This is a genomic window from Faecalicatena contorta, from assembly GCF_001404335.1.
Taxonomy (GTDB): domain Bacteria; phylum Bacillota; class Clostridia; order Lachnospirales; family Lachnospiraceae; genus Faecalicatena; species Faecalicatena contortus_B.
Genome location: NZ_CYZU01000041.1, coordinates 16,085 through 41,451 on the forward strand (window position 1 = coordinate 16,085; position 25,367 = coordinate 41,451).

General features: G+C 47.5%; 20 protein-coding genes. 18 read left to right on the top strand and 2 right to left on the bottom strand.

What is annotated here, in order from left to right:
- Positions 1–365: 365 nt before the first annotated feature.
- Positions 366–1,460, bottom strand: coding sequence for a pyridoxal phosphate-dependent aminotransferase (locus ARB69_RS17855; protein WP_055154574.1), 1,095 nt, complete (start codon positions 1,458–1,460; stop codon positions 366–368).
- A gap of 123 nt (positions 1,461–1,583) precedes the next feature.
- On the opposite strand from ARB69_RS17855, the gene ARB69_RS17860 reads away from it, so the two are divergent.
- The 18 genes from ARB69_RS17860 to ARB69_RS17945 all read left to right on the top strand — a co-directional run bounded on the left by ARB69_RS17860 (position 1,584) and on the right by ARB69_RS17945 (position 24,827).
- On the top strand, positions 1,584–4,874 hold the full coding sequence (locus ARB69_RS17860; protein ID WP_050642582.1) for a DUF5717 family protein: 3,291 nt from the start codon (positions 1,584–1,586) through the stop codon (positions 4,872–4,874).
- Positions 4,875–5,031: 157 nt separating this feature from the next.
- On the top strand, positions 5,032–6,315 hold the full coding sequence (locus tag ARB69_RS17865; RefSeq protein ID WP_050642581.1) for a DUF5716 family protein: 1,284 nt from the start codon (positions 5,032–5,034) through the stop codon (positions 6,313–6,315).
- Entirely contained in the window at positions 6,290–7,057 is a 768-nt protein-coding gene (locus tag ARB69_RS17870) for a hypothetical protein (protein ID WP_050642580.1), read from the top strand. The genes ARB69_RS17865 and ARB69_RS17870 overlap by 26 nt, the downstream gene beginning before the upstream one ends.
- A 181-nt stretch (positions 7,058–7,238) precedes the next feature.
- Positions 7,239–8,117 carry an amino acid ABC transporter substrate-binding protein gene (locus ARB69_RS17875; RefSeq protein ID WP_050642579.1) on the top strand — a complete coding sequence of 293 codons (879 nt, stop codon included), beginning with the start codon at positions 7,239–7,241 and terminating at the stop codon, positions 8,115–8,117.
- Between the two features lie 69 nt (positions 8,118–8,186).
- Positions 8,187–8,843, top strand: coding sequence for an amino acid ABC transporter permease (locus ARB69_RS17880; RefSeq protein WP_050642578.1), 657 nt, complete (start codon positions 8,187–8,189; stop codon positions 8,841–8,843).
- Between the two features lie 11 nt (positions 8,844–8,854).
- Positions 8,855–9,541 carry an amino acid ABC transporter ATP-binding protein gene (locus tag ARB69_RS17885; RefSeq protein WP_055154575.1) on the top strand — a complete coding sequence of 229 codons (687 nt, stop codon included), beginning with the start codon at positions 8,855–8,857 and terminating at the stop codon, positions 9,539–9,541.
- Between the two features lie 851 nt (positions 9,542–10,392).
- Positions 10,393–11,100 carry a phosphoribosylaminoimidazolesuccinocarboxamide synthase gene (gene purC / locus ARB69_RS17890; RefSeq protein ID WP_055154576.1) on the top strand — a complete coding sequence of 236 codons (708 nt, stop codon included), beginning with the start codon at positions 10,393–10,395 and terminating at the stop codon, positions 11,098–11,100.
- Between the two features lie 13 nt (positions 11,101–11,113).
- On the top strand, positions 11,114–12,553 hold the full coding sequence (gene purF / locus ARB69_RS17895; RefSeq protein WP_055154577.1) for an amidophosphoribosyltransferase: 1,440 nt from the start codon (positions 11,114–11,116) through the stop codon (positions 12,551–12,553).
- A gap of 107 nt (positions 12,554–12,660) precedes the next feature.
- The gene (gene purB, locus ARB69_RS17900; RefSeq protein ID WP_055154578.1) at positions 12,661–14,094 is read left to right on the top strand and encodes an adenylosuccinate lyase; all 1,434 of its coding nucleotides are present in this window, start codon (positions 12,661–12,663) and stop codon (positions 14,092–14,094) included.
- 488 nt (positions 14,095–14,582) lie between these two features.
- Positions 14,583–15,104 (top strand): LURP-one-related/scramblase family protein, encoded by a 522-nt coding sequence (locus tag ARB69_RS17905; RefSeq protein WP_330377727.1) that lies wholly within the window; start codon positions 14,583–14,585, stop codon positions 15,102–15,104.
- Between the two features lie 196 nt (positions 15,105–15,300).
- Positions 15,301–15,852 carry a LemA family protein gene (locus ARB69_RS17910; protein WP_055154579.1) on the top strand — a complete coding sequence of 184 codons (552 nt, stop codon included), beginning with the start codon at positions 15,301–15,303 and terminating at the stop codon, positions 15,850–15,852.
- Between the two features lie 15 nt (positions 15,853–15,867).
- Positions 15,868–17,838: a DUF2207 family protein gene (locus ARB69_RS17915; protein WP_242857632.1), complete on the top strand. Its 1,971-nt coding sequence runs from the start codon at positions 15,868–15,870 to the stop codon at positions 17,836–17,838.
- Positions 17,839–17,957: 119 nt separating this feature from the next.
- Entirely contained in the window at positions 17,958–19,223 is a 1,266-nt protein-coding gene (locus tag ARB69_RS17920; protein WP_242857634.1) for a hypothetical protein, read from the top strand.
- Positions 19,224–19,401: 178 nt separating this feature from the next.
- Positions 19,402–20,175: a threonine/serine exporter family protein gene (locus tag ARB69_RS17925; RefSeq protein WP_055154586.1), complete on the top strand. Its 774-nt coding sequence runs from the start codon at positions 19,402–19,404 to the stop codon at positions 20,173–20,175.
- The gene (locus tag ARB69_RS17930; RefSeq protein ID WP_050642569.1) at positions 20,172–20,600 is read left to right on the top strand and encodes a threonine/serine exporter family protein; all 429 of its coding nucleotides are present in this window, start codon (positions 20,172–20,174) and stop codon (positions 20,598–20,600) included. Before ARB69_RS17925 ends, ARB69_RS17930 begins: the two co-directional genes overlap by 4 nt.
- 116 nt (positions 20,601–20,716) lie before the next feature.
- A complete protein-coding gene (locus ARB69_RS17935) occupies positions 20,717–21,499 on the top strand; it encodes an SIR2 family NAD-dependent protein deacylase (RefSeq protein ID WP_050642810.1) in 783 nt (260 codons plus the stop codon).
- On the top strand, positions 21,492–22,946 hold the full coding sequence (gene gltX, locus ARB69_RS17940) for a glutamate--tRNA ligase (protein ID WP_055154581.1): 1,455 nt from the start codon (positions 21,492–21,494) through the stop codon (positions 22,944–22,946). The genes ARB69_RS17935 and gltX overlap by 8 nt, the downstream gene beginning before the upstream one ends.
- A gap of 42 nt (positions 22,947–22,988) precedes the next feature.
- On the top strand, positions 22,989–24,827 hold the full coding sequence (locus ARB69_RS17945; protein ID WP_055154582.1) for an ATP-dependent helicase: 1,839 nt from the start codon (positions 22,989–22,991) through the stop codon (positions 24,825–24,827).
- Here the strand turns inward: ARB69_RS17945 and ARB69_RS17950 are convergent.
- Complete coding sequence (locus tag ARB69_RS17950) at positions 24,824–25,141, bottom strand: DUF1292 domain-containing protein (RefSeq protein ID WP_050642566.1); 318 nt, start codon at positions 25,139–25,141, stop codon at positions 24,824–24,826. The genes ARB69_RS17945 and ARB69_RS17950 overlap by 4 nt on opposite strands.
- Between the last annotated feature and the right edge of the window lie 226 nt (positions 25,142–25,367).

The following is a 25,367-nucleotide window of genomic DNA, read 5'->3' on the forward strand; positions in this document are numbered from 1 at the left end:
TTTGGGCGAAATCGCTGCACCAATTCAACTTAATCCGCTTTCCCCGCCCGCAATTCCCACAGTGAGCAGTGTGTTTCCCGTACGGTTGGATGCGCCAAGCTGTGCGGAAGTGGAACAGGGCTCTTCTGGTGGCGTCTTTCAGGGCGTTAGCGCCGCTTTATCAAAAACGGAGCCGGCATGTGAACTTCCTCCAGGCCCACAAGGCCTGGAGGAAAGCCGACCCGCAGCGAGAATTCATCAGAATTCTCGTGAGTGTCGGCGGTGTTCAACATGCCGGCTCCGATTTTGATTAGCGGCGCTTACGCCCTGATTCCGTCACCAGAAGAGCCCTGTTCCACTTCCGCACAGCGTCCCCATACCAACCCCTACCCCAAACTCCTTCGAATCACCTCAATAAGCCTCGAATTCTCCTCGCGCCCCATAACACAAAACCGTACGTATTCTCCCTCCAGGCACTGAAAGGAAGAACAGTCCCGGATCATCATGCCCTGTTTGATGCAGGCCTCGAATAGGTCAAAGGCAGTCATATCGGGTTTGCGGATACGGATCAGGATGAAATTGGCGGTGGCGTCGTAGACGGTGATGCCGCTTATTTTGTGCAGTTCTTCCAACATTCTTGTGCGCTCGGTTGTTATTAAGGAGCGGGTTTCTTCTATATAACTGGTGTCCTGCAGCATCAGTTCTCCGGCAAAGGCGGCGATGCTGTTCAGAGACCAGGGAATCTGGTGCTCCTTTACCCGGGCCAGGAAGGACTGGCTGCTGGTGACTCCGTAACCCAGGCGGAGGCCGGGAGCGGCGAAGAATTTGGATACTCCGCGCAGAACCATGAAGTTGTCGAATTCTTCAATAAGAGACATGGCACTTACGGAAGAGATATCTGGTGCAAATTCCACATAGGTTTCATCAATCATAACAAAGGTTCCGGCCTTCTGACAGGCGGACAGGATGCTGCGCATATCAGAGGTGCCTATGACGGAGGATGTAGGATTGTTGGGATTACATATGATCAGGAGATCATATCCGGCCTCGAGTCTTTCTAAAAAATCAGGGATGTTGAGGCAAAATCCAGTGTCGGGATTCAGATGGTAGTAATCCTGTATACTGTCAGAAAAAGAGAGTTCTCTTGCATATTCTGAATATGTGGGGCCCAGTATGAGCGTTTTTTTAGGGCGGCGCTGTTCAATAAGCAGAGAGATTAGTTCTGTGGATCCATTTCCCACCATGACATGGGCGGGGGATACCTGACAGTATTCGCCGATGGCGCGGCGAAGGGAAGTATATTCTCTGTCCGGATAGGTGGAAATGATATCCAAATTGCGGCTTAAAGCCTCTTTTACCTTCCAGGAAAGGCCGAGTGGATTTACATTGGCGCCGAAGCTGATGATGGAATCCTTAGGAATTCCGTAGTATTCCGATATTTTTTCCAGGTCACTGCCGTGAAATTCTGGTTTTGTATTCATGTATACAATCCCCTTTCAAATTCTTTCATTCACCCGTTGCAAGAAATAGTATAAAGATGATATAATTCATTATAGCGTGCTTATGAAAAAATGCAACGAAAGAAATATGAGTAGGTGACTAACTTGAAGAATAAGATTAAACGTCTTTCCAAAGGAGATTTTCACATTCCGCAGCCGGAGATTATTTTCCCCGAGACACGGATTATTATGCGTGTCGGCGAGGGGGAGATGTATAAGGGCAGTTTTTCCCTGCAGAACCAGGGCGAGGGGACCATCAGAGGGTTGGTATATCCCTCTTCTTATCGTGTCCATTGTGAGGAACAGGGCTTCGATGGGAACCCGGTTAATATCTATTATACATATGATGGTTCCGGGCTGGTGCCGGGCCATGTGGAGCATGGCAGGTTTACCATAGTCTGCAATGGAGGGGAATATGATGTTGCATTTACGGCAATCATTGAGAAGCCCTTTGTAATGACAAGTTATGGAAAGGTTCAGAGCCTGGAAGATTTTAAGAAGCTTTCTTTCCGGGATCCGGCAGAGGCGGAAAAGCTGTTCCGCTCCAGAGATTTTTACGAGATTTTAAAATATGAAGATAAACGCATCCAGGCCCTTTACGATAATATGCGCAAATGGGAACTGGATCAGCAGGCCCTGGAGGAATTTCTTGTGGGCTGTAAGCAGAAAGAAAAGATATTTCTGACCCTGGAAGAGGAGAGCCGCGCTTTTATGGAAGTGGAAGAGGCTCGTAAAGAAACTTTGACGATTAAAAAGAATACCTGGGGATATCTGTCTATTGACGTGCAGACAGAAGGGGATTTCTTATCCGTAGAGCACGTGAAGGTAACCACGGAAGAGTTTATCGGCAATTCCTACCGTTTGGAATATATTATCACACCGGAGCATCTGCACCGGGGCAGTAATTTCGGACAGATCACGCTGCAGACTCCTTATGAGACTCTGGCCTACGAGATTGTGGTGGAGAAGGATGTCAGGCGGGATGAGGAACACCGTGCGGGCGATATGGAATTTACCAGCATTGTGAAGCGGTATCTGACTTATGAGGCCGGCAGGATAGACCTGAATACCTGGACAGAGGAATCCCTGAAGAAGATAGAGCATCTCAGGGAGAAGGATAATAAGAAAGAACTGTATCTTCTTGTACACGCGCATATCTGCCTGCTTGGAAAACGCTTGGAAGAGGCGAAGTGGATTCTGGAATCCTATAATTATAACCGGTTTGCAATTGGCAAAAATGTTGAGATGAGTTCCTACTATTTATATCTTACGACCCTGCTTAGCAACGATTCGATCGGGCAGCGGCGGGTGGCAGAGGAACTTTCCAAGTCTTATATGAAGCATCCGGAGAGCTGGCTGATTCTGTGCATGCTGGTCAATGTAGACTCGGAGTACAAGATATACAGCGAACGCCTGCGTGCACTGGAACGTCAGTTTTATGAGGAGAAGACGCACAGTATCTGGTTCTATATGGAGGCATTTAAGTGCTTCAGGGATAAGAGTTCCTCCCTGAAAAAGCTGGGCAAATTCGAGGTTATGGTGCTGTATTTTGCGGCAAAATATAAGCTGATGACAAAGGAGCTGGCCCTGTATACGGCGAATCTGGCAAGCCAGCTGAAGAATTTCGACAGGCATCTGTATGAGACGCTGGTACTGGCCTACAAGATGTATGAGGAAAACATGATCCTTACAGCCATCTGTACCCTTTTGATCAAGGGAAACTGTATCGGCTACGATTATTTTAAATGGTATGAAAAAGCAGTGGAGACTGAGCAGAAGATTGCACAGCTCTATGAATATTATATGGCTTCTATCAAGGAAAGCCATTTCCACAAGGCACTGCCAAGATCTGTGTACCTGTATTTTATGCATGGAAACACGCTGGACTACCGAAAGTGTGCTCTGTTGTACTCCAATCTGATTACGTATGAGGATGAATCCAGCGAGATCTATGCGCATTACCGGGATGAGATGGAGGCTTTTGCATGGAACCAGCTGGAGAGACGGCACATCGACGAACAGCTGAGAATCATTTATAAGCGCTTTATCGTGGAGCGTTCCATGAATCCGGAGCGCATCAAGGCATTATATGATATCTGCCATGCCTATGAGATTACTACCAAGGTACCGAACATGAAGTTCATCCACATCATAGCGGATGACGGAAGCATTACCCAAAAGGTGCCGTATACGGACCGGGGCGCCCAGGTCTTCTTATACGCCAAGACGGACAGGCTTGTATGGGAATCCAGGGACGGCAGGCATTATACCGATTCGATTCCCTATGAGAGCAGACGCATGTTCTATGAACTGCGTTATATGGATATGTGCAAGAAATATATCAACAGCATGCGCATGAACCGGATGGAAGAGGCAGAGGAAACACTGACTCTTGATATTGTGCGGGAAAAAGGCGTAGAGAACTATGGGGAAGAGGAATTATTTAGTCTCTGCAGTAAGAACATCAGAGAGAATAACTACGAAAACGATGATTTTCTGACCTATATCTGTTTTGAATTATTCAAAAAAGGTCAGTACGATAAGGTGATCCTGACGTATCTTTCCAATTATTACTGCGGCGCCACAACTGATATGAAGCGGCTCTGGAGAGAGGCGCGGGAGTATGAGGTACATACTCATAAGCTGGCGGAGCGGATTCTGACACAGATGCTCTTCTCGGAAGAACTGTTTGCGGAAGTGCAGGTATTCGAGGAATACTATGCGGAGGGCGCCTATTTCAGACTGCAGCAGGCATATCTGGCCTATATGTCCAGGGGCTATGTTGTGGAGGAAAGAAAGATCAGCAGGAGCATCATTGATATTATATGCAGAGAGTATGAAAAGGGAGAGGACACGATAGATATCTGTAAGATCGCGGTTCTCAAGTACTATTCCAACAGAGAATATAATTCGATGATACGCAAGACCCTGAAGAAGTTCCTGCAGGAACTCAGCGGCAAACAGATTTATTTCCCATTTTTCCTCGCGTATGAGAAAGACTGGCTGATTGAACTTCAGCTCTGGGATAAGACGCTGATCGAATATAAGGGACAGAAGGGCAGCCGTGTTATGCTTTACTATCAGCTGCAGAAAGGGGATTCCGAGGAGGTGGATTACTCCACCGAGGTGCTGACTCCGATGTACGAGAACCTGTATGTGAAGAAGTTTGTGTTGTTTGCCAATGAAAAGCTAAAATACTATTTTAAGGAAACAATTGACGGCAATACATACAGGAGCGATAAAGAAACCTGTGTGAAGGAAGTAAAGAAAGGCGAATCGGGAAGGTACGGACGTCTGAACGACATCCTGCTGGAGGATGGCAGGGAACGGGATATAAAGATGAGGTCATATGCGGCGGAGGATGCGATTGCCGCCCATATGTTTGAACAATATTAATGGAAGATGATGGTTACTGTTCACAGGCCAGCCTGGAATCGGTAACATAAAATGTCACTATGCCGCCGGGAAGACCGGGACATAGCCGGCAGAAAGTACATTGCGGCCGGGGGGCAAAGCAAAAGCCCCGGCGGTAAGGGTGAGGAGGCTGTCTGTAATGGGACAAGGCAATATAATTGGATATGAGATAAATGATAAGACCTGCCAGATCAGTTTCTACAACGATCAGCAGCTGGAGCCGGAGACACTGGAGGTGGATTCTGATAATTACCAGATCCCACTGATTATCGGTAAACTTAGGGACACATGGGCTTACGGCAAGGAAGCAAAGCGTCTGGTTACAATTAAAGAAGGGTTTACGGTTACGAGGCTGCTGGACAAGAGCCTGGCAGGAGAAAAGATTGAGTTTGGAGAAGAGACTTATGATGCGGTCTGGCTGCTCTCCAAGTTTGTGCAGATGTCGCTGCAGTCGTTTCCGCAGATTGAGGGGATCGTGTTTTCTGTCCCGGAACTGACTGAGGAGCTGGCTCAGCTTCTGCGTGGGATTGCGGTACGCATGAACATCGATAAGAGGCACATTTTTATTCAGGATTATAAGGAAAGTTTCTGCAACTATCTTTTTTACCAGCCCAAGGAGCTGTGGCAGTACGATGCCGCACTGTTCTGCTGTGACCGTAATGAGATCAAGGCTTTTATGTTAAGAAGGCTGAAGCCCGGGCTGGGCGGGGGCAAAACGACTTTCGTCACGGTAGACGAAGTCGCCAGCGCCCATATGAAAGAACTGGCTGCCGTTTATCCGGTGCTGAATGAGGACAAGGCGAAAGAGGCGGATTCACGTTTCTGTAAATTTATAGAAAGCGTATTTGATAAGCGCATTGTATCCTCCGTCTTTCTGACAGGAGAGGGGTTTGAAAACAACTGGTACCCGACCTCTCTGCGCGTACTTTGTAATGGAAGAAGAGCCTTCATCGGAAATAATCTGTACAGCAAGGGGGCCTGTTACACGGCTTACCGGAAGATGTTTATGCACATAGAAGACCCGGTGTACCTCTCGGATACAAAGCTGACGGATCAGATTACGGTGAATATGAGGGTGGACGGTCAGGAGATGTGGTACCCGATTGTGTCCTGGGGGGCGCACTGGTATGAGTCTAACAATCAGTGGGAAGTGCTTCTGGAGGATATGGAGAACATAGAACTGCATGTAGAATCTCTGGTGCAGGGGACTTTAAAAACAGAGGTTATTTCGCTGGAAAATTTCCCGAAGAGAGGCGAATATTCCATGCGGCTGCAGATAGAGACGCTGTTTCTGGATGAAAAGACCTGTAAGATCACAGTGCGGGACGTAGGGTTCGGGGAATTTTACCTGCCTACGGATTTTCAGGAAGAGAAGATTATACATTTAGGAGGCAATGATGGGAAGTTTAATTCTTTGTCATGACAGGCATGCAACGCATCCTTATGAGATTACAAGGATCCACTGCAAGATATTTACAATTGAAGAATTATGCTATTATCTGTGCAACAATCTCTACCTGATTGACTACACGATCATGAACGAACAGCTCTGTACCTGGCTGGAGGAAGAGATCGGTATGCCGGAACTGGCGGGGAAGCTCAGGGATGTCATCCGGATGCGCGGTTCGGTGGAAAAGTTTGTACTGACGATCCTGAAGAGCTCCCGGATATTCAGGGAACCGGAGATGATACGGATTCAGAACGTGCTGGAGCGGCTGAAGAATCAGAAGGACATTGAGCGTCAGAAGTATAAGGGCGATAACCTGCTGGAGAGCGGGGAGATCGAGGAGGCGATCCTCGTGTATCAGGCCATTCTCAACGAAGAGGCGGATGAAAGCGTGGATCCCAAGTTCTACGGCAAGATATACGCCGGGCTGGGCGCAGCTTACGGGAGGCTGTTTTTGTATCAGGAGTCGGCCAGGATGTACGACCGGGCTTACCAGATCTGCGAAGACACTGCACTGCTCAAGCCGTATCTGTACGCGTCCTACAAGTATATGTCCCTGGAGGAATACCACATCCTGCTGACAAAGCACGATGACTATGTGGAAGTCAACGCCCAGATGCGCCAGGAGATGGAAGACATTAAGAAGCATATACAAATGGAGCCAAGTTCTGTGCTGCTTGAAAAATGGAAACAGCAGTATCGGAGAAGTCACATATAGGCATTGTCCGCAGCATCTCCCGGCCCACGGTAAGCGTCCCCTTTCATCATGTCAGGACTCGAGCCCGTCCCAAATCCCAATTGACATTCGAATAGAAATATGTTATTATATGTAAGATTTTAGCGTGGTAAAGTAATCAATTTGTAAAAGAATAAAGCACCACGGCAGGGAGGGCGTATCTATGAAGAGAAAATTAGCAGTAGCAATGGCAGCTGCACTTGTGCTGACAACAGCGCTGGCAGGATGCGGAAACAAAGCGGAAGATAGCAAGTCAGAGGGTACTAAAACAGAGGATACCAAGACAGAAGATTCCGCAAAAGACGATGAAAAGACAGATGGAGTAAGCGCAGAGAAAAGCGAGGGAGACAGTTTTACGGTAGGGTTTGACGCAAGTTTTCCACCTTATGGCTACAAGGATGATGACGGCGAATACGTGGGATTTGACCTGGATCTCGCACAGGAAGTGTGTGACAGAAACGGCTGGGAGCTGAAAAAGCAGCCGATCGACTGGGATGCGAAGGATATGGAGCTTAGTTCAGGCACCATCGACTGTATCTGGAACGGATTCACCATGAATGGACGTGAAGACGATTATACATGGTCAGAGCCATACGTAGACAACAGTCAGGTAGTAGTAGTTGCCGAAGATTCCGGAATCAAAACACTGGAGGATCTGGCAGGGAAAATCGTGGAAGTACAGGCTGATTCATCTGCACTGGCAGCTCTGGAGGGAGACCAGAAAGAATTGGCTGGAACTTTCAGTCAGCTGACACAGGTACCGGATTATAATACGGCATTTATGGATCTGGAAGCAGGCGCTGCAGAAGCAGTAGCAATGGACGTAGGTGTTGCAAAGTATCAGATCGAATCCCGCGGAGGCGGATACATAACCCTGGACGAGACGATTTCCACTGAGCAGTATGCAGTCGGATTTAAAAAGGGAAATGAGAAGCTTAGGGATCAGGTTCAGAAAACGCTGAATGAGATGTCAGAGGATGGAACATTCATGACAATCGCTAAAAAGTGGGGCGTTGAAGACGCTGTCTGCTTAGGCAAATAAAATTAAAAAGTAAGAATGAAAAAGGTCAGAATTACCATCTGGCCTTTTTACTACCCGGAGGTCAGGAAGATGAAGATAAGTTTTATGGCAATGATCAGCCAGTTATCAGGGGGCATGTTAGGGACAATAGGGATATTTTTTGCAACTCTTTTGTTTTCACTGCCGTTAGGTTTGCTTGTGTCATTCGGAAGAATGTCAAAAATCAAAATCATTCAGTGGATAACGAAAGTATATATTTCTATTATGCGCGGGACACCGCTCATGCTGCAGCTGATGGTGGTTTATTTCGGGCCGTACTACATATTCGGAATCCGGATCACGGCGTCTTACAGGCTGAGTGCGGTATTGATTGCATTTGCGGTCAACTATGCCGCATATTTTGCAGAGATTTACCGCGGGGGCATCGAATCTATGCCGGTCGGACAATACGAGGCGGCAAAGCTGCTGGGATATAACCGGGTGCAGACTTTCTTCCGCATCATTTTCCCCCAGGTTATCAAAAGAATTCTGCCGTCGGTGACAAATGAAGTGATTACGCTTGTAAAAGATACGTCCCTTGCATTTGCCATTGCCTATGCGGAAATGTTTACGACCGCAAAACAGATAGCGGCTGCCCAGACCTCCATAATTCCTTTGGTGGCTGCGGGTATATTCTACTATGTGTTTAACCTGATCGTGGCTGTTTTCATGGAATTTATCGAGAAGAAGCTAAATTATTATAAATAGGAGGGAATGTCATGAGTCTGTTAGAAATGAAACATATCAAAAAACACTTTGATGACCTTGAAGTACTGCAGGACATTTCCCTGAAGGTAGACGAAGGACAGGTCCTGGCAATTATCGGTCCATCCGGCTCCGGAAAGTCCACTCTGCTTCGTTGTGCGACGAACCTGGAAACTCCGGATGCGGGAGAGATCCATTACGAAGGAGAATATGGCCTGGTATTCCAGAATTTCAATCTTTTTCCCCATTTTTCAGTCATGAGGAACATCACGGATGCCCCGATCAAAGTGCAGAAACGGGAAAAAGAGGAGGTCTTTAAGGAAGCGCGCGTACTTCTGAAAAAAATGGGCCTGGAGGATAAGGAAAATGCATACCCGTACCAGCTCTCAGGCGGTCAGCAGCAGAGAGTTTCCATAGCCAGGGCCCTGGCTATGAACCCCAAAATCCTTTTCTTCGATGAGCCCACCTCGGCACTGGATCCTGAGCTGACGGGAGAGATCCTGAAAGTAATCAAAGATCTGGCTGCAGAGCACATGACCATGGTGATCGTTACCCACGAAATGAATTTTGCCAAACATGTGGCCGACCATATCATCTTTATGGATAAGGGCGTTATCGCGGAACAGGGAACCCCGGAAGAAGTCTTTGGGTCCGATAACACACGAATGAAAGAATTCCTGGGGAAACTCTCCAGAAACTGAATATAGCTCACGAGCTTTAGCCTCGGGAGCGGACGGGGGGCCGCTTACCGCGAGCCGGGACGTGCTGCCAAAAGTGCCTATCCTGTTGGAATTACAGCCCGCTGCGCCAAGCAGCAGTAAGCGGAAATCCGCAAAACCAGACAGAACCGAACACATTCACCGCTTAATCATCAGATTAAGCGGTGAATGTGTTCGGTTCTGTCTGGTTTTGCGGATTTCCGCTTACTGCTGCTAGGCTCGCTAATATGTATTTCCAACAGGATAGGCACTTTTGGCAGCACGTCCCGGTTCGCGGTAAGCTGGACTCATCCAGTCGGCAGAGAAGATCTCGTTCCCCGGTTGGGGATCCTAAAATCGGGGGCTGCGGATGTGGAATGGGTGCGAGGATCGTTTTTGAGGGAGAGAGGTGATTTGTGCTTTTTTGGAAAAAAGTTACATATTTCATATAAATAATAAGCATGTGGCCATGATACGCATAGTCAATACACATTCGCTGCTCCCGCCTGGGATTCCACCCGTGGAGCGGGCTTTTTATTACCGGCTGGATGAGCCAGCTTAATGACAGGGATGCCGGGGTGGGACTGGGGCTGTATATGCCGGTGCGAAATGCTGGAGTGCGCTTAGCAGCACGGGTGCATTACGCACCGGCATATACAGCCCCAGTCCCACCCCGGCATCCCTGTCATTAAGCGTCCCCATCCCACCCCGCACCAAAATCTCGTCCTCCAAATCCCATATTGATTTTCCGTCCCCCTTGTATTATAATCATCATGCGAGACTTTGTATTTCTTTTAGAAAGACAGCCTTACTACTTTATGTATGAAAAATCGAAAAAGGACAGGTGTGAACGTATGAAAAAATTAGAACAGCTTTACGAAGGAAAAGCAAAAAAGGTATTTGCTACTGATGACCCGGATATCGTAATTGTAGATTATAAAGACGATGCCACCGCATTTAATGGTGAGAAGAAGGGGACGATTGTTGGGAAAGGCGTGATTAATAACCGCATGACCAACTATATCTTCCAGGTGCTGGAAAAGGAAGGCGTGCCGACACACTATGTAGAGGAACTGAGTGACAGAGAGACTGCAGTGAAGAAGGTGGAGATCGTTCCTCTGGAAGTGATTGTGCGTAATGTGGCTGCGGGCAGCTTTTCCAAGAAGCTTGGGATCGAAGAAGGCAGAAAATTATTAGCACCGACTTTGGAGTTCAGTTATAAAGATGATGATCTGGGCGACCCTATGATCAATGATTATTTTGCAATTGCGATTGGGGCTGCAACGAGAGAAGAGATTGATAAAATTACGGAATATACCTTTAAGGTTAATGACGTTATGAAAAAGTTCTTTGATGACGCGGGGATTGAGCTGATCGACTTTAAGATTGAATTCGGCAGATTCCATGGGGATATTATCCTTGCGGATGAAGTGTCACCGGATACATGCAGGCTGTGGGACAAGGAGACACACGAGAAATTGGACAAAGACCGTTTCCGCAGAGATATGGGCAATGTAGAGGACGCATATCAGGAAGTATTTAAGAGAATCGGCATCAAATAAATAGGAGACATTCATGAGCAGAATTGATAAAGTTATGACAGGCTTGGGGGAAGAATGTGGAGTTTTTGGTGCATATGATATGGATGGCGGCAATGTGGCGCCATCCGTATATTATGGCCTTTTTGCACTGCAGCACAGAGGACAGGAAAGCTGCGGTATTGCGGTAACTGACACATATGGACAGCGAAAGGTTTTATCAAAAAAGGGCCTGGGGCTTGTGAACGATGTGTTCGATGAGGAATCCCTGCATGATTTGAAGGGGAATCTGGGGGTCGGACACGTGCGCTATTCCACGGCAGGGGGAACCCGGGTGGAGAATGCACAGCCGCTCGTTATCAATTACGTGAAAGGGACACTGGCCATTGCCCATAACGGCAATCTGGTCAATGCCATTGATTTGAGAAAAGAACTGGAATATACGGGAGCTATTTTCCAGACTACCATCGATTCGGAAGTGATTGCATATCACATCGCGAGGGAACGCCTGAATGTAAGCAGGGCGGAGGACGCGGTGAAAAATGCGATGAAGAAGATAAAGGGGGCGTATGCCCTTGTAGTGAGCAGTCCGCGCAAGATGATTGGAGCCAGGGATCCTCTGGGACTGAAGCCGTTGTGTATTGGAAAAAGGGATAATACGTACTTTCTGGCTTCGGAGAGTTGTGCTATTGCGGCAGTGGACGCGGCGTTTGTACGTGATGTACTTCCCGGGGAGATTGTTACGATCACTAAAGAAGGAATCGCATCCGATACGAGCATGGCTGTGCCGTCTGCGGGACAGGCCCGCTGTATTTTTGAGTATATTTATTTTGCGCGGACAGACAGTACTCTGGACGGGATAAATGTCTATCATTCCAGGTTTACCGCAGGCAGGGCACTGGCGGAATCATACCCCGTGGAGGCGGATCTGGTAGTTGGCGTGCCGGATTCCGGGCTGGTTGCGGCAAAGGGATATTCGGAACAGTCGGGCATCCCCTATGGGATGGCCTTCCATAAGAACAGCTATGTGGGAAGGACGTTTATTAAGCCGAGCCAGAGCGAAAGGGAATCCAGCGTGAAGATCAAGCTGAATGTCATACCCGAGGTGGTAAAAGGCAAAAGGATCATCATGGTGGATGATTCGATTGTGCGGGGAACAACCTGTGCTAATATCATTCGGATGCTAAAAGCAGCGGGAGCCACCGAAGTTCATGTCAGAATCAGTTCACCGCCGTTTTTGTATCCGTGCTATTTTGGAACCGATGTACCGTCCAATGAACAGCTTATAGCGCATTCCCATACACCGGAACAGATCCGGAAGATGATAGGGGCGGATTCTCTGGGGTACATGGAGGTCAGTAAGCTGAAAAATATGGTGGGAGATCTGGGTTACTGCGATGCATGTTTTACCGGAAAATATCCCATGGAGGTGCCGGACGGGGATATCAGCCAGGCATTTGAGCAGGGGACCAGGTAGGATGCCTGCTTTCCGTTTTTATGGATAGGAAGCAGAAATCCCAGGTTTATACAATTACCGGGGAATTGACAGTCATTTATTATATATAAGAATAGGAGATTAGATTTATGAGTACGGACCGTTATGTCAGCCCTCTTTCTGAGCGTTATGCGAGTAAAGAGATGCAGTATATATTTTCACCCGATAAGAAGTTCAGAACATGGAGAAGGCTCTGGATTGCCCTGGCCGAGACGGAAAAGGAACTGGGTCTGAATATCACAGATGAGCAGATTGAGGAATTAAAGGCCCATGCGGAAGATATCAACTATGATGTGGCTAAGGAAAGAGAAAAGGTCGTGCGCCATGACGTGATGTCCCATGTGTACGCCTATGGTGTACAGTGCCCTAAAGCAAAAGGCATTATTCACCTTGGCGCCACATCCTGTTATGTGGGAGATAATACCGATATCATCGTAATGGCGGAGGCACTGAGGCTGGTGAGGACGAAGCTGGTCAATGTGCTCGCGGAACTTTCCAGGTTTGCCGACGAGTACAAGGCACAGCCTACGCTTGCATTTACCCATTTTCAGCCTGCACAGCCTTCCACAGTCGGCAAGAGGGCGACGCTCTGGATGCAGGAGTTTGAAATGGATCTGGAGGATTTGGATTATGTCCTTGGCAGCCTGAAACTGTTGGGATCCAAGGGAACCACAGGAACCCAGGCAAGCTTTCTGGAGCTCTTTGACGGGGATCAGGAGACCATTGACAAGATCGATCCTATGATTGCGGAAAAGATGGGATTCGGGGCCTGTTATCCGGTATCCGGGCAGACTTATTCCAGAAAAGTGGATACAAGGGTTTTGAATGTATTAGCTGGCATTGCCGCCAGCGCGCACAAGTTCTCTAACGATATCCGCCTTCTGCAGCACCTGAAAGAGGTGGAAGAACCCTTTGAGAAGACCCAGATCGGCTCCTCTGCTATGGCATATAAAAGAAACCCGATGAGAAGCGAGCGGATTGCGTCCCTTTCCAGATATGTAATGATAGACGCGTTAAATCCGGCTATTACATCGGCGACACAGTGGTTCGAAAGAACACTGGATGACTCTGCCAATAAGCGCCTGAGCATACCAGAAGGATTTCTGGCAATTGACGGCATTCTGGATTTGTGCCTGAACGTTGTGGACGGATTGGTTGTATACCCAAAAGTAATCGAAAAACGTCTGATGTCAGAGCTGCCATTTATGGCAACGGAAAACATTATGATGGATGCTGTGAAGGCGGGGGGAGACAGACAGGAACTGCATGAGCGCATCCGCGAGCTCTCCATGGAAGCAGGCCGGAATGTAAAGGAAAGAGGGCTGGATAATAATCTTTTGGAACTGATCGCACAGGACGAAGCCTTCAATATGAGCCTGGAAGATCTGCAGGAGACCATGGATCCCTCCAAGTATGTAGGACGGGCAAAAGAACAGGTTGAGGCTTACCTTAAAAATGTAATCAGGCCTCTGCTGGAGGAAAATAAAGACATTTTGGGCGTAAAAGCAGAAATTAATGTTTAGGTTTTTGGAGGGCGGGGGATTTTCGCGTGGGGGACGCTGAAAAACCGGGAAGCCTGCCCCAGGCCGGGAGCATCTATGCCATTTTAAAAATCCGCTCCGTTAACGTAAGTGGCCCTAAAGAAAAAAACATAGCAAATGGCGGTTCAGCGGCATGCAACCCGAAATTTGATAATTTCGGGTCTTAGGCCGCTTCAGAATTTGACGTGATACGTCAAATTCTGCCCGCCATTTGCTATGTTTTTTTCTTAAGGGCCTCTAACGTTTACTATAGGACTTTTAAAATGGCATAGATGCTCCCGGCCTGGGGCAGGCTTCCCGGTTTTTCAGCTGGTGCATCCGGGCGGAAGGAGAGGCTCGTCCACGGGGTGGGAAACTAATGGCGGCAGTGGATGAATTCGGTTGGTGGAATATAAAAGGATGGATACATTCACAAGGCTAAAGCTTGTTCATTTAGCTTTGAAGGGGTGCTTTTTTATGTGGGCTGTGGTATGATAGATGAAAGTGTTATTAATTTAACATTTGGAAGGAGAGCGGAGATGCGTTTACTTATTAAACAGAGGGTGTTTTCCTGGACTGATTCTTACGATGTATATGATGAGGGCGGGGCGGCAAAATATTTTGTGAAGGCTGAGTTTTTTACGCTGGGTCATCTGATTCATGTGTATGACTGGCGGCAGAGGGAAGTCGGCGCCATCCGTCAGAAGCTGATGACTCTGATGCCGCAGTTTGAAATCGAAATGAACGGTGTGGTTCTGGGAGAAATCCAGAAAAAGTTTACATTTTTCCGCCCGAGATATGAAGTGGATTTTAAGGGCTGGCATGTGGAAGGAGATTTTCTTGGATGGGAATATGATGTCTGCGACGGCCGCGGTTCGGTGGTGCATATCACTAAGGAGTTTATGCATTGGGGAGATACCTACGTGCTCGACTTTGCAAATCCGGCGGATGAACTTACGGGGCTGCTTCTTGTTATTGCAATTGACGCGGCGAACTGTACGAATGGGCAGTAAGACACATGTGCGGTTATCCGGTTTACATGCCGTGTGAAGAGGACGGGGCTGGATGACGACAGTCCGGGCATGCAGGAACAGTTACGCTGGATGCGGGAATAGAGTACTGAATTTCAGAAATTTTATAGACGAAAGTATGAAACTGTCTTATAATTGGAAATAGTAAATTCAGGGATAAATAAAGGAGGCCGTGTTTATGGCAATATGGATTATATTAGCAATTATAGTGATTTTGATTATTTGGCTTGCAGGCTCTTACAATGGGTTTATTAAGCTAAGGAACAAGACAGAGGAAGCATTTTCTGCAATGGATGTGTCTTTGAAGAAAAGATACGATCTGATTCCAAACTATGTGGAGACGGTGAAAGGATACGCAAAGCATGAGTCGCAGACGCTGGAAAAAGTGATTTCCGCGCGCAATGCAGCGATGAATGCATCAACGGCGGAGGAGCGGATTGCAAACGACAACATTCTAAGCGGCACTTTAAAGTCTTTATTTGCAGTATCTGAGGCATATCCTGACCTGAAGGCAAATCAGAATTTTCTGCAGCTTCAGGATCAGCTTCAGCGGATTGAGGAGGAGATTGCCGGTTCCAGAAGATATTATAATGGCGTAGTGAATCGATTTAATACGAAGGCAGAGATGTTCCCGGGCAATATTATTGCCGGTATCTTCGGATTTCAGAGAAAGCCTCTGTATGAAGTGAATGACAGCGGTGAGCGTGAGAATGTGAAAGTGACTTTCTAGCAGGGGGATGCCAGTATGAAGAAATTTAGCGGAAGAACCGCCGCTATCATTATATGGGCTGTTGTATGGGTGTTTTTTATGTTTGGTTCAGGGATTGTGGAAAGAGTTGTAAACCCTGAGGTAGAACTAAAAGAAGACCGGAATATGACTACGCAATATTTTAACACAGACATCGAGGTGGGGGAGAACCAGTCCTATAAAGTGACAGAGCAGATCGGAGTTGACTTTCTGACGCCCCGGCATGGCATCTACCGTTATATTCCGGTGAAGGGAAGCGTATTAACTAAAGTCGGCGGGAACTTTCAGGGGGTGCCCTATAATGCCCGGATGACAGAGCTGGAATCCGGGGAGGAAACGGAAGTTGATTCTGAAAGCGGATCTAAGGTAATCCGTTTTGGTTCGGAGGATGCATATCTGACCGGACGGAAAGAATACCGGTTTTCTTATACAGTGACACCGCGCTTTCAGGAGAATGCGTATCAGAACGCCTATTATAACGTGTTTCCGACTCAATGGCAGAACAGTATTCCTGCCGGAAGCAGATTTACTATCACATTTCCAAAAGAATTTCCTCACGATATTCTGGAGTTTTATTACGGAACCCATGGGGAGAATAAGAACGCTGCAGCAATTCTGGATCTTTCCTGGAAGGGGAATACGGTCACGGGCATTTTGAAAAAGGATTTAGAACTGGGGGAGGGAATTACGTTCTTTGCGCCCATGGAAGCGGGGTATTTCACAGGTGTCGGGCAGCTTATTTTCCTGCCATGGCTGCTGTTATTGCCGGCCGTGATACTTTTGCTGCTGATTGTTTTTCTTTTTGTGAGATTCGGAAGGGACGAACCGATTATCCCTTCGATTCAGTATCAGCCTCCCGACAATCTGGACAGTGCCGCCGTGGGGTATATTATTGACGGCAGTGTAGAAGATAAAGACCTGCTTTCCCTGATAATATACTGGGCGGACAAAGGATTTCTGAGCATTAAAGAAATACCGGACCATGGGCTCAGTCTGTTCAAGCTGAAGGAGCTTCCTGAGGATGCGCCCAGCTATCAGTTCTGCATTTTTAATAAACTGTTTGAATACAGAGAAATCCGTAAAATCAGCGATCTCCAGTATAAGTTTTCAGGCACACTGGAGATGGCGAAAAAACAGCTGAAGAATTATTTTCAAAAGCAGGGCCAGGATATGATATATACCAGAGAATCTAAAATTGCCAGGGCAGCGGCGATTGTATGCTGTACGCTGCCTTTGGCCTGGTTTATGTTGCTCACAAGTATCTATTCTTATACAAGCGGCGGCAGGATCTTTGTCCAGGTGCTGCTGTGGATTATGCTGCTGGTTGGCACGCTGGTTTTCTGTGGGGATATTGATACATGGTATGCCAGAACAGATACTTCCCGCAAACTGACGGCGGGAGGCACACTGGCGGTCTGTTTTTTATCTACCGCAGTGTATGCGGGCAGTTATGTTATGCGTGTATTCCAATATGAAGTCTTTAATTATATATGGGTGCTGGTTCCTGTTCTGGCGGCCACCGGAGTGATGATCGGGCTGGCAGGATTTATGAAGAGACGGACATCCCAGTGTATAGAATGGATGGGAAGACTTGCCGGGCTTCGTGATTTTATAGAAACGGCCGAACTGGAGCGCATGAATGAACTTGCAAAAACGAACCCGGAGTGGTTCTATCATATTATTCCTTATGCTTATGTGTTTGGTCTTTCCGACGTTTTTGCTAAAAAACTGAAAGGCCTTTCAGTACCGGCTCCTGAATGGTTCTCTCCATATCACAGCTATTCATTTTTCGATTACTATATGTTTAACAGACTCATGATGAGCAGCCTGAATAAAACGGCATCCACGCTGACCGTATCCAAACCGGTACAGTCCGGAGGTTCCGGAGGCAGTTTTGGCGGCGGAGGCTTTGGCGGCGGAGGTTTTTCCGGCGGAGGTTTCGGCGGCGGAGGAGGAGGCAGCTGGTAACATTAAGAAAATGCAAAGGAATGTTGCGAAAGATTGCGGCGTTCCTTTTTCTTATGTAAAATTTATATTTGTGTGAGTATTATTTGTGGTTGAGAAAGAAAGGTGCAGGTAAACTGAAAATGGAATGTTGTATTAGAATTTTTGAGAGTGGTGTTGCGCGAAGAAGGGAATCGCGCATCATAGGGATACTGATGGTAATTATGCTGGCTGCAGGGCTTGTCTGTGAACTCCCTGCTTTGGAATTTACGGAGTCGGACGCCGCATATCGGTTGATTTACGGAAAATATGAGGGAAAAGAGCTGCTGACATATGGGGCAAACAGCGAAGGAGCCGGCACCTTGGATATTTTCGGCAATGCGTTGAACCGAATACCGGTAAAGACAAATATTAATAAAATATTGAAAGAAAACAAAAGAGTGAAGTCGATGACAGTGCAGCCGGAGGCGGAGCAGACAGACCTGCTTTCGGACTTCTTTTTGATGGGCATAGAAATACCGGCTATTGGTGGAATATCAGAGACAGAGGTCCCAAATCTCAATTTCACGGGAGTACATATCCCGGAATCACCGACGGGAAATGTGACCCCGCCGGTGATTCCGGATATTCCTGCAGTTAATGATAAACCCTCAGTTCCGGATACACCCATCACACCGGATAATCCGATCGTACCAGATGTACCAATTGTACCGGATACGCCGATTGTTCCGGATAATCCGCCGGTGGATGATGACCCGGCAGCTCCGCCGGATGTGATAGTTCCGGATACTCCGGATGTGGAGGCACCCGACATTCCGGGAGAGAATGATGATCCAACCGACGGTTCGGATGAACCGGCGATTGAACAGCCGGCAGGTTTTACGGTAAATGCGGATGGTATGCTCTGTGCTTACGATCCCTCTGCGGGTATCGTAAATGAAGGACGCCTTGTGCTTCCCGCAGAAGGATGTTCAGGAATTGCAAGGGGGACCTTTGAAGGGGTAGGCGCGGAGATCTATGAACTTTTTATTCCTCCGAATATTGTAAATATCGAACCAGGTGTTCTGAGTGAACTGACGGACCTTGGCTGGATTCAGCTGACGGAACCCAATGCAAATTATACATGGCAGGACGGTATGCTGTTTGACAGCGGCATGACAACACTTCTTGCATTCCCGCGTGGAAGAATCGGTATATATTCGCTTCCGTCCAATGTGACAAGGCTGGAAGATTATTCGTTTTTAAACACCAATCTGACCAAGATAGATATGATGAAATGTGGTGCTGTAGAAGTGGGCAGCAATGTGTTTGGCGGGAACGGCGGAAATGGAATTACGATTATGGCGCCAAGGGAGCACCTGGAGCATTACCAGAATGTTTTTGCAGAATTGGGTGTGACAATACGTTAAAAAGAGATTTCCTCTGAGGACTTTTCGCAACAGATTAGGACCGCCTGAAATTTTCCGCGGAAAAGGTGGATTTATTCTAAAAATGTGTTAAAATGTTTAAGGATTTGTGCAGACTATATGTAACGGAGAATAAAAAATCAGTATGCCCGGCACACCCGGGACAAAGGCGGGAAAATGGATGGATTATAAGCTTGTGATGAATACGGCGGTCCTGGCCGGTGAGATGATGCTGCGCAGCGGGGCCGAGACGTACAGGGTGGAGGATACCATCAATCATATTCTGCGCACGGCTGACACAGAGACGGTTGAGGCCAGTGTGATGATGACCGGTATTGTAGCCACAATCGGCAACCCGGATATGGAGCCGATTACGGTGATTAAAAGAGTACAGAAACGGGGAACGAATCTGAACCGGATTATGAGGGTGAATGAGATATCACGAAAATACTGTGCGGGGGAGCTGACTCTGGAAATGGCTTATGATGAGCTGAAGAACATCGGCGGAAAGCAGTACCCTGTCTGGATTTATAATCTGGCAACTGTGCTCGTCCCCGCGGGATTTGCCCCGCTGTTTGGTGGCGGTATCATGGAAACTGCTGCTGCCGCTTTCGTAGGAGCAGTGCTTGCATTGGTGGTGACTGTGGGAAAACGCCTGCAGATTAACGGCTTTATACTGGACACGCTGTCCTCCTTCGGACTGGCTGTTGCGGCGGCGTTTTTGAAAAGATTCTGCCCGGGGTTGGATGAGGATATTGTCATTATCAGCGCGATTATGCCAATGGTGCCTGGTGTTGCGATTACAAATGCGGTGAGGGATACCCTGCAGGGGGATTACATTTCCGGCGGAGCCAGGATACTGGAGGCATTTCTCAAGGCGGCGGCTGTAGCGCTGGGAGTAGGGGCCGCAATGGCTCTGACGGGGCTAATGTATCCGGGAGGTGGCAGTTTATGAAGCTGATATTTGGAGTCATAGGTTCCTTTGTGGCTGTGGCAGGGTTTGCCGTACTGCTGGAGACGCCGCGCAGATATCTGCTCCATGCGGGAATCGCCGGGGCAATCGGAGGTTTTGTGTATCTGTTCAGCATCCAGTCGGGGTTGGATGTGGTACTTTCCTCATTTTTTTCCGCGCTGGCGATTGCGCTTACATCGCATACCTTTGCACGGGTGTTTAAGGCACCGGTTACGATCTTCCTGATTGCAGGGATCCTGCCGACTGTACCCGGGGCGGGGATGTACCGGATTGTGTATTATATTATAGCCAACGACAGCGCCAAAAGCAGTTATTATCTGATCCAGACACTTGAGATTGCCGGTGTCATTGCCCTCGCTATCTTTATCATGGACACCGTATTTAAAGTGCGGTTTAAGAAAGTATAAAAATACCAAAATTCGCCTTTTTTGTTTATTGAACAATACAGGGACTTGTTTTATAATGAAATTAACAACATAACCTGCAACAGACTGTTCATGCTAGAAGAAAGGGCGGGATGAATATGCGTAGTAAGAACATTTTGCAACTACTGGAAGAAAGCAAGTATACCGTAGCGATAAGTGGGAAAGAGATGTTTCTTGAGAATGGTTACCCCGGAGTACGTGATGGAGAAGAGTCTTACGAGATTGAACAAAAGTATGGGTATTCTGCCGAGGAGATTTTGAGCAGTGCATTTTATGCCACAAGGAAAGAAGTTTTCTTTGAGTTTTACAGGACCGAGATGCTTGCGGCTGCAGCGATTCCGCCTGGAAAGGGCTTTTTAAATCTGCAAAAGATGGAGGAATACGGTCTTGTACACTGCGAGATTACAAAAAGACTGTTTGGACTTCTTGAAAGGGCCGGATGCAGGAATGTGATTAATCTTCATGGAAGTATCTATGATAATTTCTGTCCCCATTGCGGGAAAAAATATCCCATTGAGTACATGATACAGTCAAAAGGCGTGCCCTTGTGCGAGGACTGCAAGAATACGATACGCCCTAAGATCTGCCTTTATGGAGAGATGGTGGATAATGGGATTGTTACAAAAGCAGCGGTGGAGATCCAGAAAGCGGATGTACTGCTTGTACTCGGAACAAGCCTCCATGCGTCGCTCTGCCATCAGCTGATCCAGTATTATAATGGAGATAAGCTGATCCTGATTACGAACGAAGAGCATTATTCCGATAAGCTTGCAGACGTGCTTGTCTACAGCAGAGTGGATGATGCCCTTGAAAAACTGGTAACAGCATACCAGAACAAATGGAATAAAGAACATGAATTGGAGAAGAGAGAACATGAGTAAAGTAAGAACAAGGTTTGCACCCAGCCCGACAGGGAGGATGCATGTAGGTAACCTGCGGACAGCATTGTATGCATATCTGATCGCAAAACACGAAGGCGGCGACTTTATTCTCCGTGTGGAGGATACGGATCAGGAGCGTTTTGTGGAAGGCGCTCTGGATATCATATACCGTACCCTGGAGAAAACAGGCCTGATTCATGACGAGGGGCCGGATAAGGACGGCGGATTCGGGCCTTATGTGCAGAGCGAGAGGAATGCTTCCGGATTGTACTTGAAGTATGCAAAACAGCTGGTTGAGCAGGGAGACGCTTACTATTGCTTTTGTGATAAAGAAAGGCTGGAATCCCTTAAGACATCCGTGTCGGAGGATGGAACAGACATTGTCGTATATGACAAGCACTGTCTGGGACTTTCCAAAGAGGAGGTGGAGGCAAACCTGGCTGTGGGTACGCCGTGGGTTATCCGTCTGAATGTGCCCAACGAAGGGACAACCACCTTCCATGATGAGATATACGGAGATATTACGGTGCCGAATAACGAGCTGGACGATATGATTCTGATCAAATCTGATGGTTTTCCGACGTACAATTTTGCAAATGTTGTTGATGACCACCTGATGGAAATCACGCATGTTGTCAGGGGAAATGAATACCTTTCCTCCGCTCCCAAATATAACCGGCTGTATGAGGCTTTCGGATGGGATGTGCCGGTTTATGTGCACTGTCCTCTGATTACCGATGAGAACCACAAGAAACTGAGCAAACGCAGCGGACATTCTTCCTATGAAGACCTGATCGAGCAGGGGTTTGTATCCGAAGCCGTTGTAAACTTTGTGGCGCTGCTTGGCTGGAGCCCGGCCGATACACAGGAGATTTTTCCCCTGGAAGGCCTGGTGGAGGCTTTTGATTACCGCAGGATGAATAAATCACCGGCGGTGTTTGATCCGGTAAAGTTAAGATGGATGAACGGAGAATACTTAAAAGCCATGGAATTTGATACATTTTATGAGATGGCAGAACCCTATCTCAGAGAATGTATTACAAAAGATTACGATCTGAAGAAGATTGCTTCACTGATTAAGACAAGGATCGAGATATTCCCGGATATCCGTGAACAGGTAGACTTTTTTGAGGAGCTTCCGGATTATGATACAGCAATGTATACGCATAAGAAGATGAAGACGAATGAAGAGTCCTCCCTGGAAGTACTTACCGAGTTGCTTCCGCTGTTGGAAAAACAGGAAGATTACAGCAATGATGCGCTGTTTGAGATGCTGAAGGGCTATGTGGCAGAGAAGGGCTGTAAGAACGGTTATGTGATGTGGCCGGTGAGAACCGCTGTCTCAGGAAAGCAGAATACACCGGGGGGCGCTACCGAGATCATGGAGATTATCGGAAAAGAAGAGTCTCTCAGACGAATTAGAATTGCAATTGAAAAGTTAAGCTGACGGTTCACATTTCTGAACGTCAGTAAGTAGAAAGAGGTACGTATGAGTTTTAGTAGGGCTCAGTCAGATGCAGTCACTCATGGGGCGGGCCCATGTCTTGTCCTTGCAGGTCCCGGATCCGGGAAGACCCTGACGATTGTAAACCGAATGAAATACCTGATTGAGGAGCGAAAAGTAAGGCCAGAAGAAATTCTGGTCATTACTTTTACCAAGTATGCAGCAGCTGAGATGAAGTCCCGTTTTCAACAGCTGATGGGAAATAAAGGCCTGCCGGTGACCGTGGGGACCTTCCACGGGATCTATTATGGTATTCTGAAATGGGCATATCATTTCGGCCCTCAGAATATTCTCTCAGAGGAAGAAAAGTATCAGATCGTGAGGCAGGCTGTGAACAGGCAGGATATCGAGATTTTTGATGAGGAAGATTTCCTGCAGGAGATCGTGACTGAGATCGGTATTGTGAAAAATAACAGAATGGACATAGAAGAATACAGATCCGTAAAGTGCGCGCCGGACGCTTTCAGAAATATATACAGGGAATACGAGACACAGCGGAAAACCGCAAAAAAAATCGATTTTGACGATATGCTTGTGCTTTGCTATGAATTATTCCGGTCCAGGCCGGATATCCTGAAAATGTGGCAGGAGAAGTTTCATTATATACTGATTGATGAGTTTCAGGACATCAATCAGATCCAGTATGATGTAATCAGGATGCTGGCAGAACCACAGAGCAATCTGTTTGCCGTGGGGGATGATGATCAGGCGATATACGGGTTTCGCGGGGCTGATTCACGCCTGATGTTCCGGTTCACAGAGGACTATCCGGAGGCGAAACAGCTATTGCTGGATATCAATTACCGGTCCACTTCCAATATCGTAGAGAATGCTCTGAAGGTGATCGGTCATAATGAGATCCGGTTTCAGAAGAAAATACGTGCACAGAAACCCAGGGGAGCATGCCTCCACGTGCAGGAGGTGCGGGATCCGGCGGAGGAGGGCGGATATGTGCTGGAGGAGATCCGGGAACGGATCCGCGAAGGCGTACGGCCGGAAGACATTGCGGTACTGTTCCGGATCCATACGGATGCCCGGCCTCTCGTGGAGCAGCTGATAGAACACAAAATATCCTTTCAGATGAAGGAACATATGCCAAACATTTACAGCCACTTTATAGCAAAAGATATTATGGCATATTTCCGGATGGCATCGGGGAGCCGCATCCGCCAGGATTTTCTGCAGATTATGAACCGCCCCAAGCGGTATATTTCCAGAGAAAGCTTATCCGGCAGGGAGGCATCTTTTGAGGATTTGAGAAAGTTTTACTGCGACAAGGAATGGATGCAGGACAGAATAGACCAGTTTGAATGGGATCTGAAAATGCTGGCTAAGATGGCCCCTTATGCCGCCCTCCAGTATCTGAGAAAAAGGATCGGATACGATGATTTTCTGCGGGAATATGCCTCATCCAGAAGAATGCAGGCAGGGGATTTGTTCGAGGTGCTGGCGGAATTGGAAGAGGCGGCTAAGCCTTTTGCATCTATGAAGGAATGGTTTGACCATGTGGAGGAATATACCAGGGCTTTGAAAATGCGGGAGAGCAGCAGGGAAAGACAGCAGGAGGGCGTCCGGCTGATGACCATGCATGCTGCGAAGGGTCTGGAGTTTGATACGGTTTATATCATCGAGGCGAATGAAGGGCAGATCCCTTATAAAAAAGCTTTGAAGGAACAGGGGACGGAAGAAGAACGCAGGCTGTTTTATGTGGCCATGACCAGGGCAAAAGAGCAGCTGAAAATTGTATATGTAAAGAAAAAAAACGGAAAGGATGTTTCACCTTCCCGTTTTGTCGAGGAACTTCTTGAGGATGCAAAGCATTAATCCTCGTCCGAATCCAGGTCTTCATCCAGGTCCAAATCTTCAAATTCCTGGGAATCCAGCCATTCATCAAACTTATCTGCAGCACGTTCATACTCATCGTCGTCTTCAATGTTTTCCAGTTCAGGCTGTCCCTCCACTGGTTCTGAGAAGCGGTAGAGATAAACCTGTCCTTCGTCGTTGCTGCCTTCCTCGTCGAGCGGAAGCAGGGCAATGTATTCCTGGCCTTCCACCTCATAAATCGTGAGGACGGCACACTCCAGCTCTTCGTCATTATCGAGTGTCAGTGTTACAGTAAGTGATTCGTTTTCGTTCATAAATGGTCTCCTTTTTTCATTGATAACTTAACTCTAACAAAAAGAAGGATAAAAAGCAAGGGAAAAACATGAGCTGGTATGATCAGTAACTTCCTATTGTTACTGTGCACACCCTACGGGCGTGCACAGTAACGGCATCTGCCCATTTAAAGTCGCCTAAGGCGAGGGGCAGATGCCCTGAGACCATCACTTCAGCGGCTCCGATGCCGTGCAGCGGGGTGCACGG

Excerpts from the sequence above, each read along its gene's own strand:
- ARB69_RS17855 (WP_055154574.1), bottom strand. The coding sequence starts at position 1,460 with ATGAATACAAAACCAGAATTTCACGGCAGTGACCTGGAAAAAATATCG.
- ARB69_RS17865 (WP_050642581.1), top strand. The coding sequence starts at position 5,032 with ATGGGACAAGGCAATATAATTGGATATGAGATAAATGATAAGACCTGC.
- ARB69_RS17870 (WP_050642580.1), top strand. The coding sequence starts at position 6,290 with ATGGGAAGTTTAATTCTTTGTCATGACAGGCATGCAACGCATCCTTAT.
- ARB69_RS17875 (WP_050642579.1), top strand. The coding sequence starts at position 7,239 with ATGAAGAGAAAATTAGCAGTAGCAATGGCAGCTGCACTTGTGCTGACA.
- ARB69_RS17880 (WP_050642578.1), top strand. The coding sequence starts at position 8,187 with ATGAAGATAAGTTTTATGGCAATGATCAGCCAGTTATCAGGGGGCATG.
- ARB69_RS17885 (WP_055154575.1), top strand. The coding sequence starts at position 8,855 with ATGAGTCTGTTAGAAATGAAACATATCAAAAAACACTTTGATGACCTT.
- purC (WP_055154576.1), top strand. The coding sequence starts at position 10,393 with ATGAAAAAATTAGAACAGCTTTACGAAGGAAAAGCAAAAAAGGTATTT.
- purF (WP_055154577.1), top strand. The coding sequence starts at position 11,114 with ATGAGCAGAATTGATAAAGTTATGACAGGCTTGGGGGAAGAATGTGGA.
- purB (WP_055154578.1), top strand. The coding sequence starts at position 12,661 with ATGAGTACGGACCGTTATGTCAGCCCTCTTTCTGAGCGTTATGCGAGT.
- ARB69_RS17905 (WP_330377727.1), top strand. The coding sequence starts at position 14,583 with ATGATAGATGAAAGTGTTATTAATTTAACATTTGGAAGGAGAGCGGAG.
- ARB69_RS17910 (WP_055154579.1), top strand. The coding sequence starts at position 15,301 with ATGGCAATATGGATTATATTAGCAATTATAGTGATTTTGATTATTTGG.
- ARB69_RS17915 (WP_242857632.1), top strand. The coding sequence starts at position 15,868 with ATGAAGAAATTTAGCGGAAGAACCGCCGCTATCATTATATGGGCTGTT.
- ARB69_RS17920 (WP_242857634.1), top strand. The coding sequence starts at position 17,958 with ATGGAATGTTGTATTAGAATTTTTGAGAGTGGTGTTGCGCGAAGAAGG.
- ARB69_RS17925 (WP_055154586.1), top strand. The coding sequence starts at position 19,402 with ATGGATTATAAGCTTGTGATGAATACGGCGGTCCTGGCCGGTGAGATG.
- ARB69_RS17930 (WP_050642569.1), top strand. The coding sequence starts at position 20,172 with ATGAAGCTGATATTTGGAGTCATAGGTTCCTTTGTGGCTGTGGCAGGG.
- ARB69_RS17935 (WP_050642810.1), top strand. The coding sequence starts at position 20,717 with ATGCGTAGTAAGAACATTTTGCAACTACTGGAAGAAAGCAAGTATACC.
- gltX (WP_055154581.1), top strand. The coding sequence starts at position 21,492 with ATGAGTAAAGTAAGAACAAGGTTTGCACCCAGCCCGACAGGGAGGATG.
- ARB69_RS17945 (WP_055154582.1), top strand. The coding sequence starts at position 22,989 with ATGAGTTTTAGTAGGGCTCAGTCAGATGCAGTCACTCATGGGGCGGGC.
- ARB69_RS17950 (WP_050642566.1), bottom strand. The coding sequence starts at position 25,141 with ATGAACGAAAACGAATCACTTACTGTAACACTGACACTCGATAATGAC.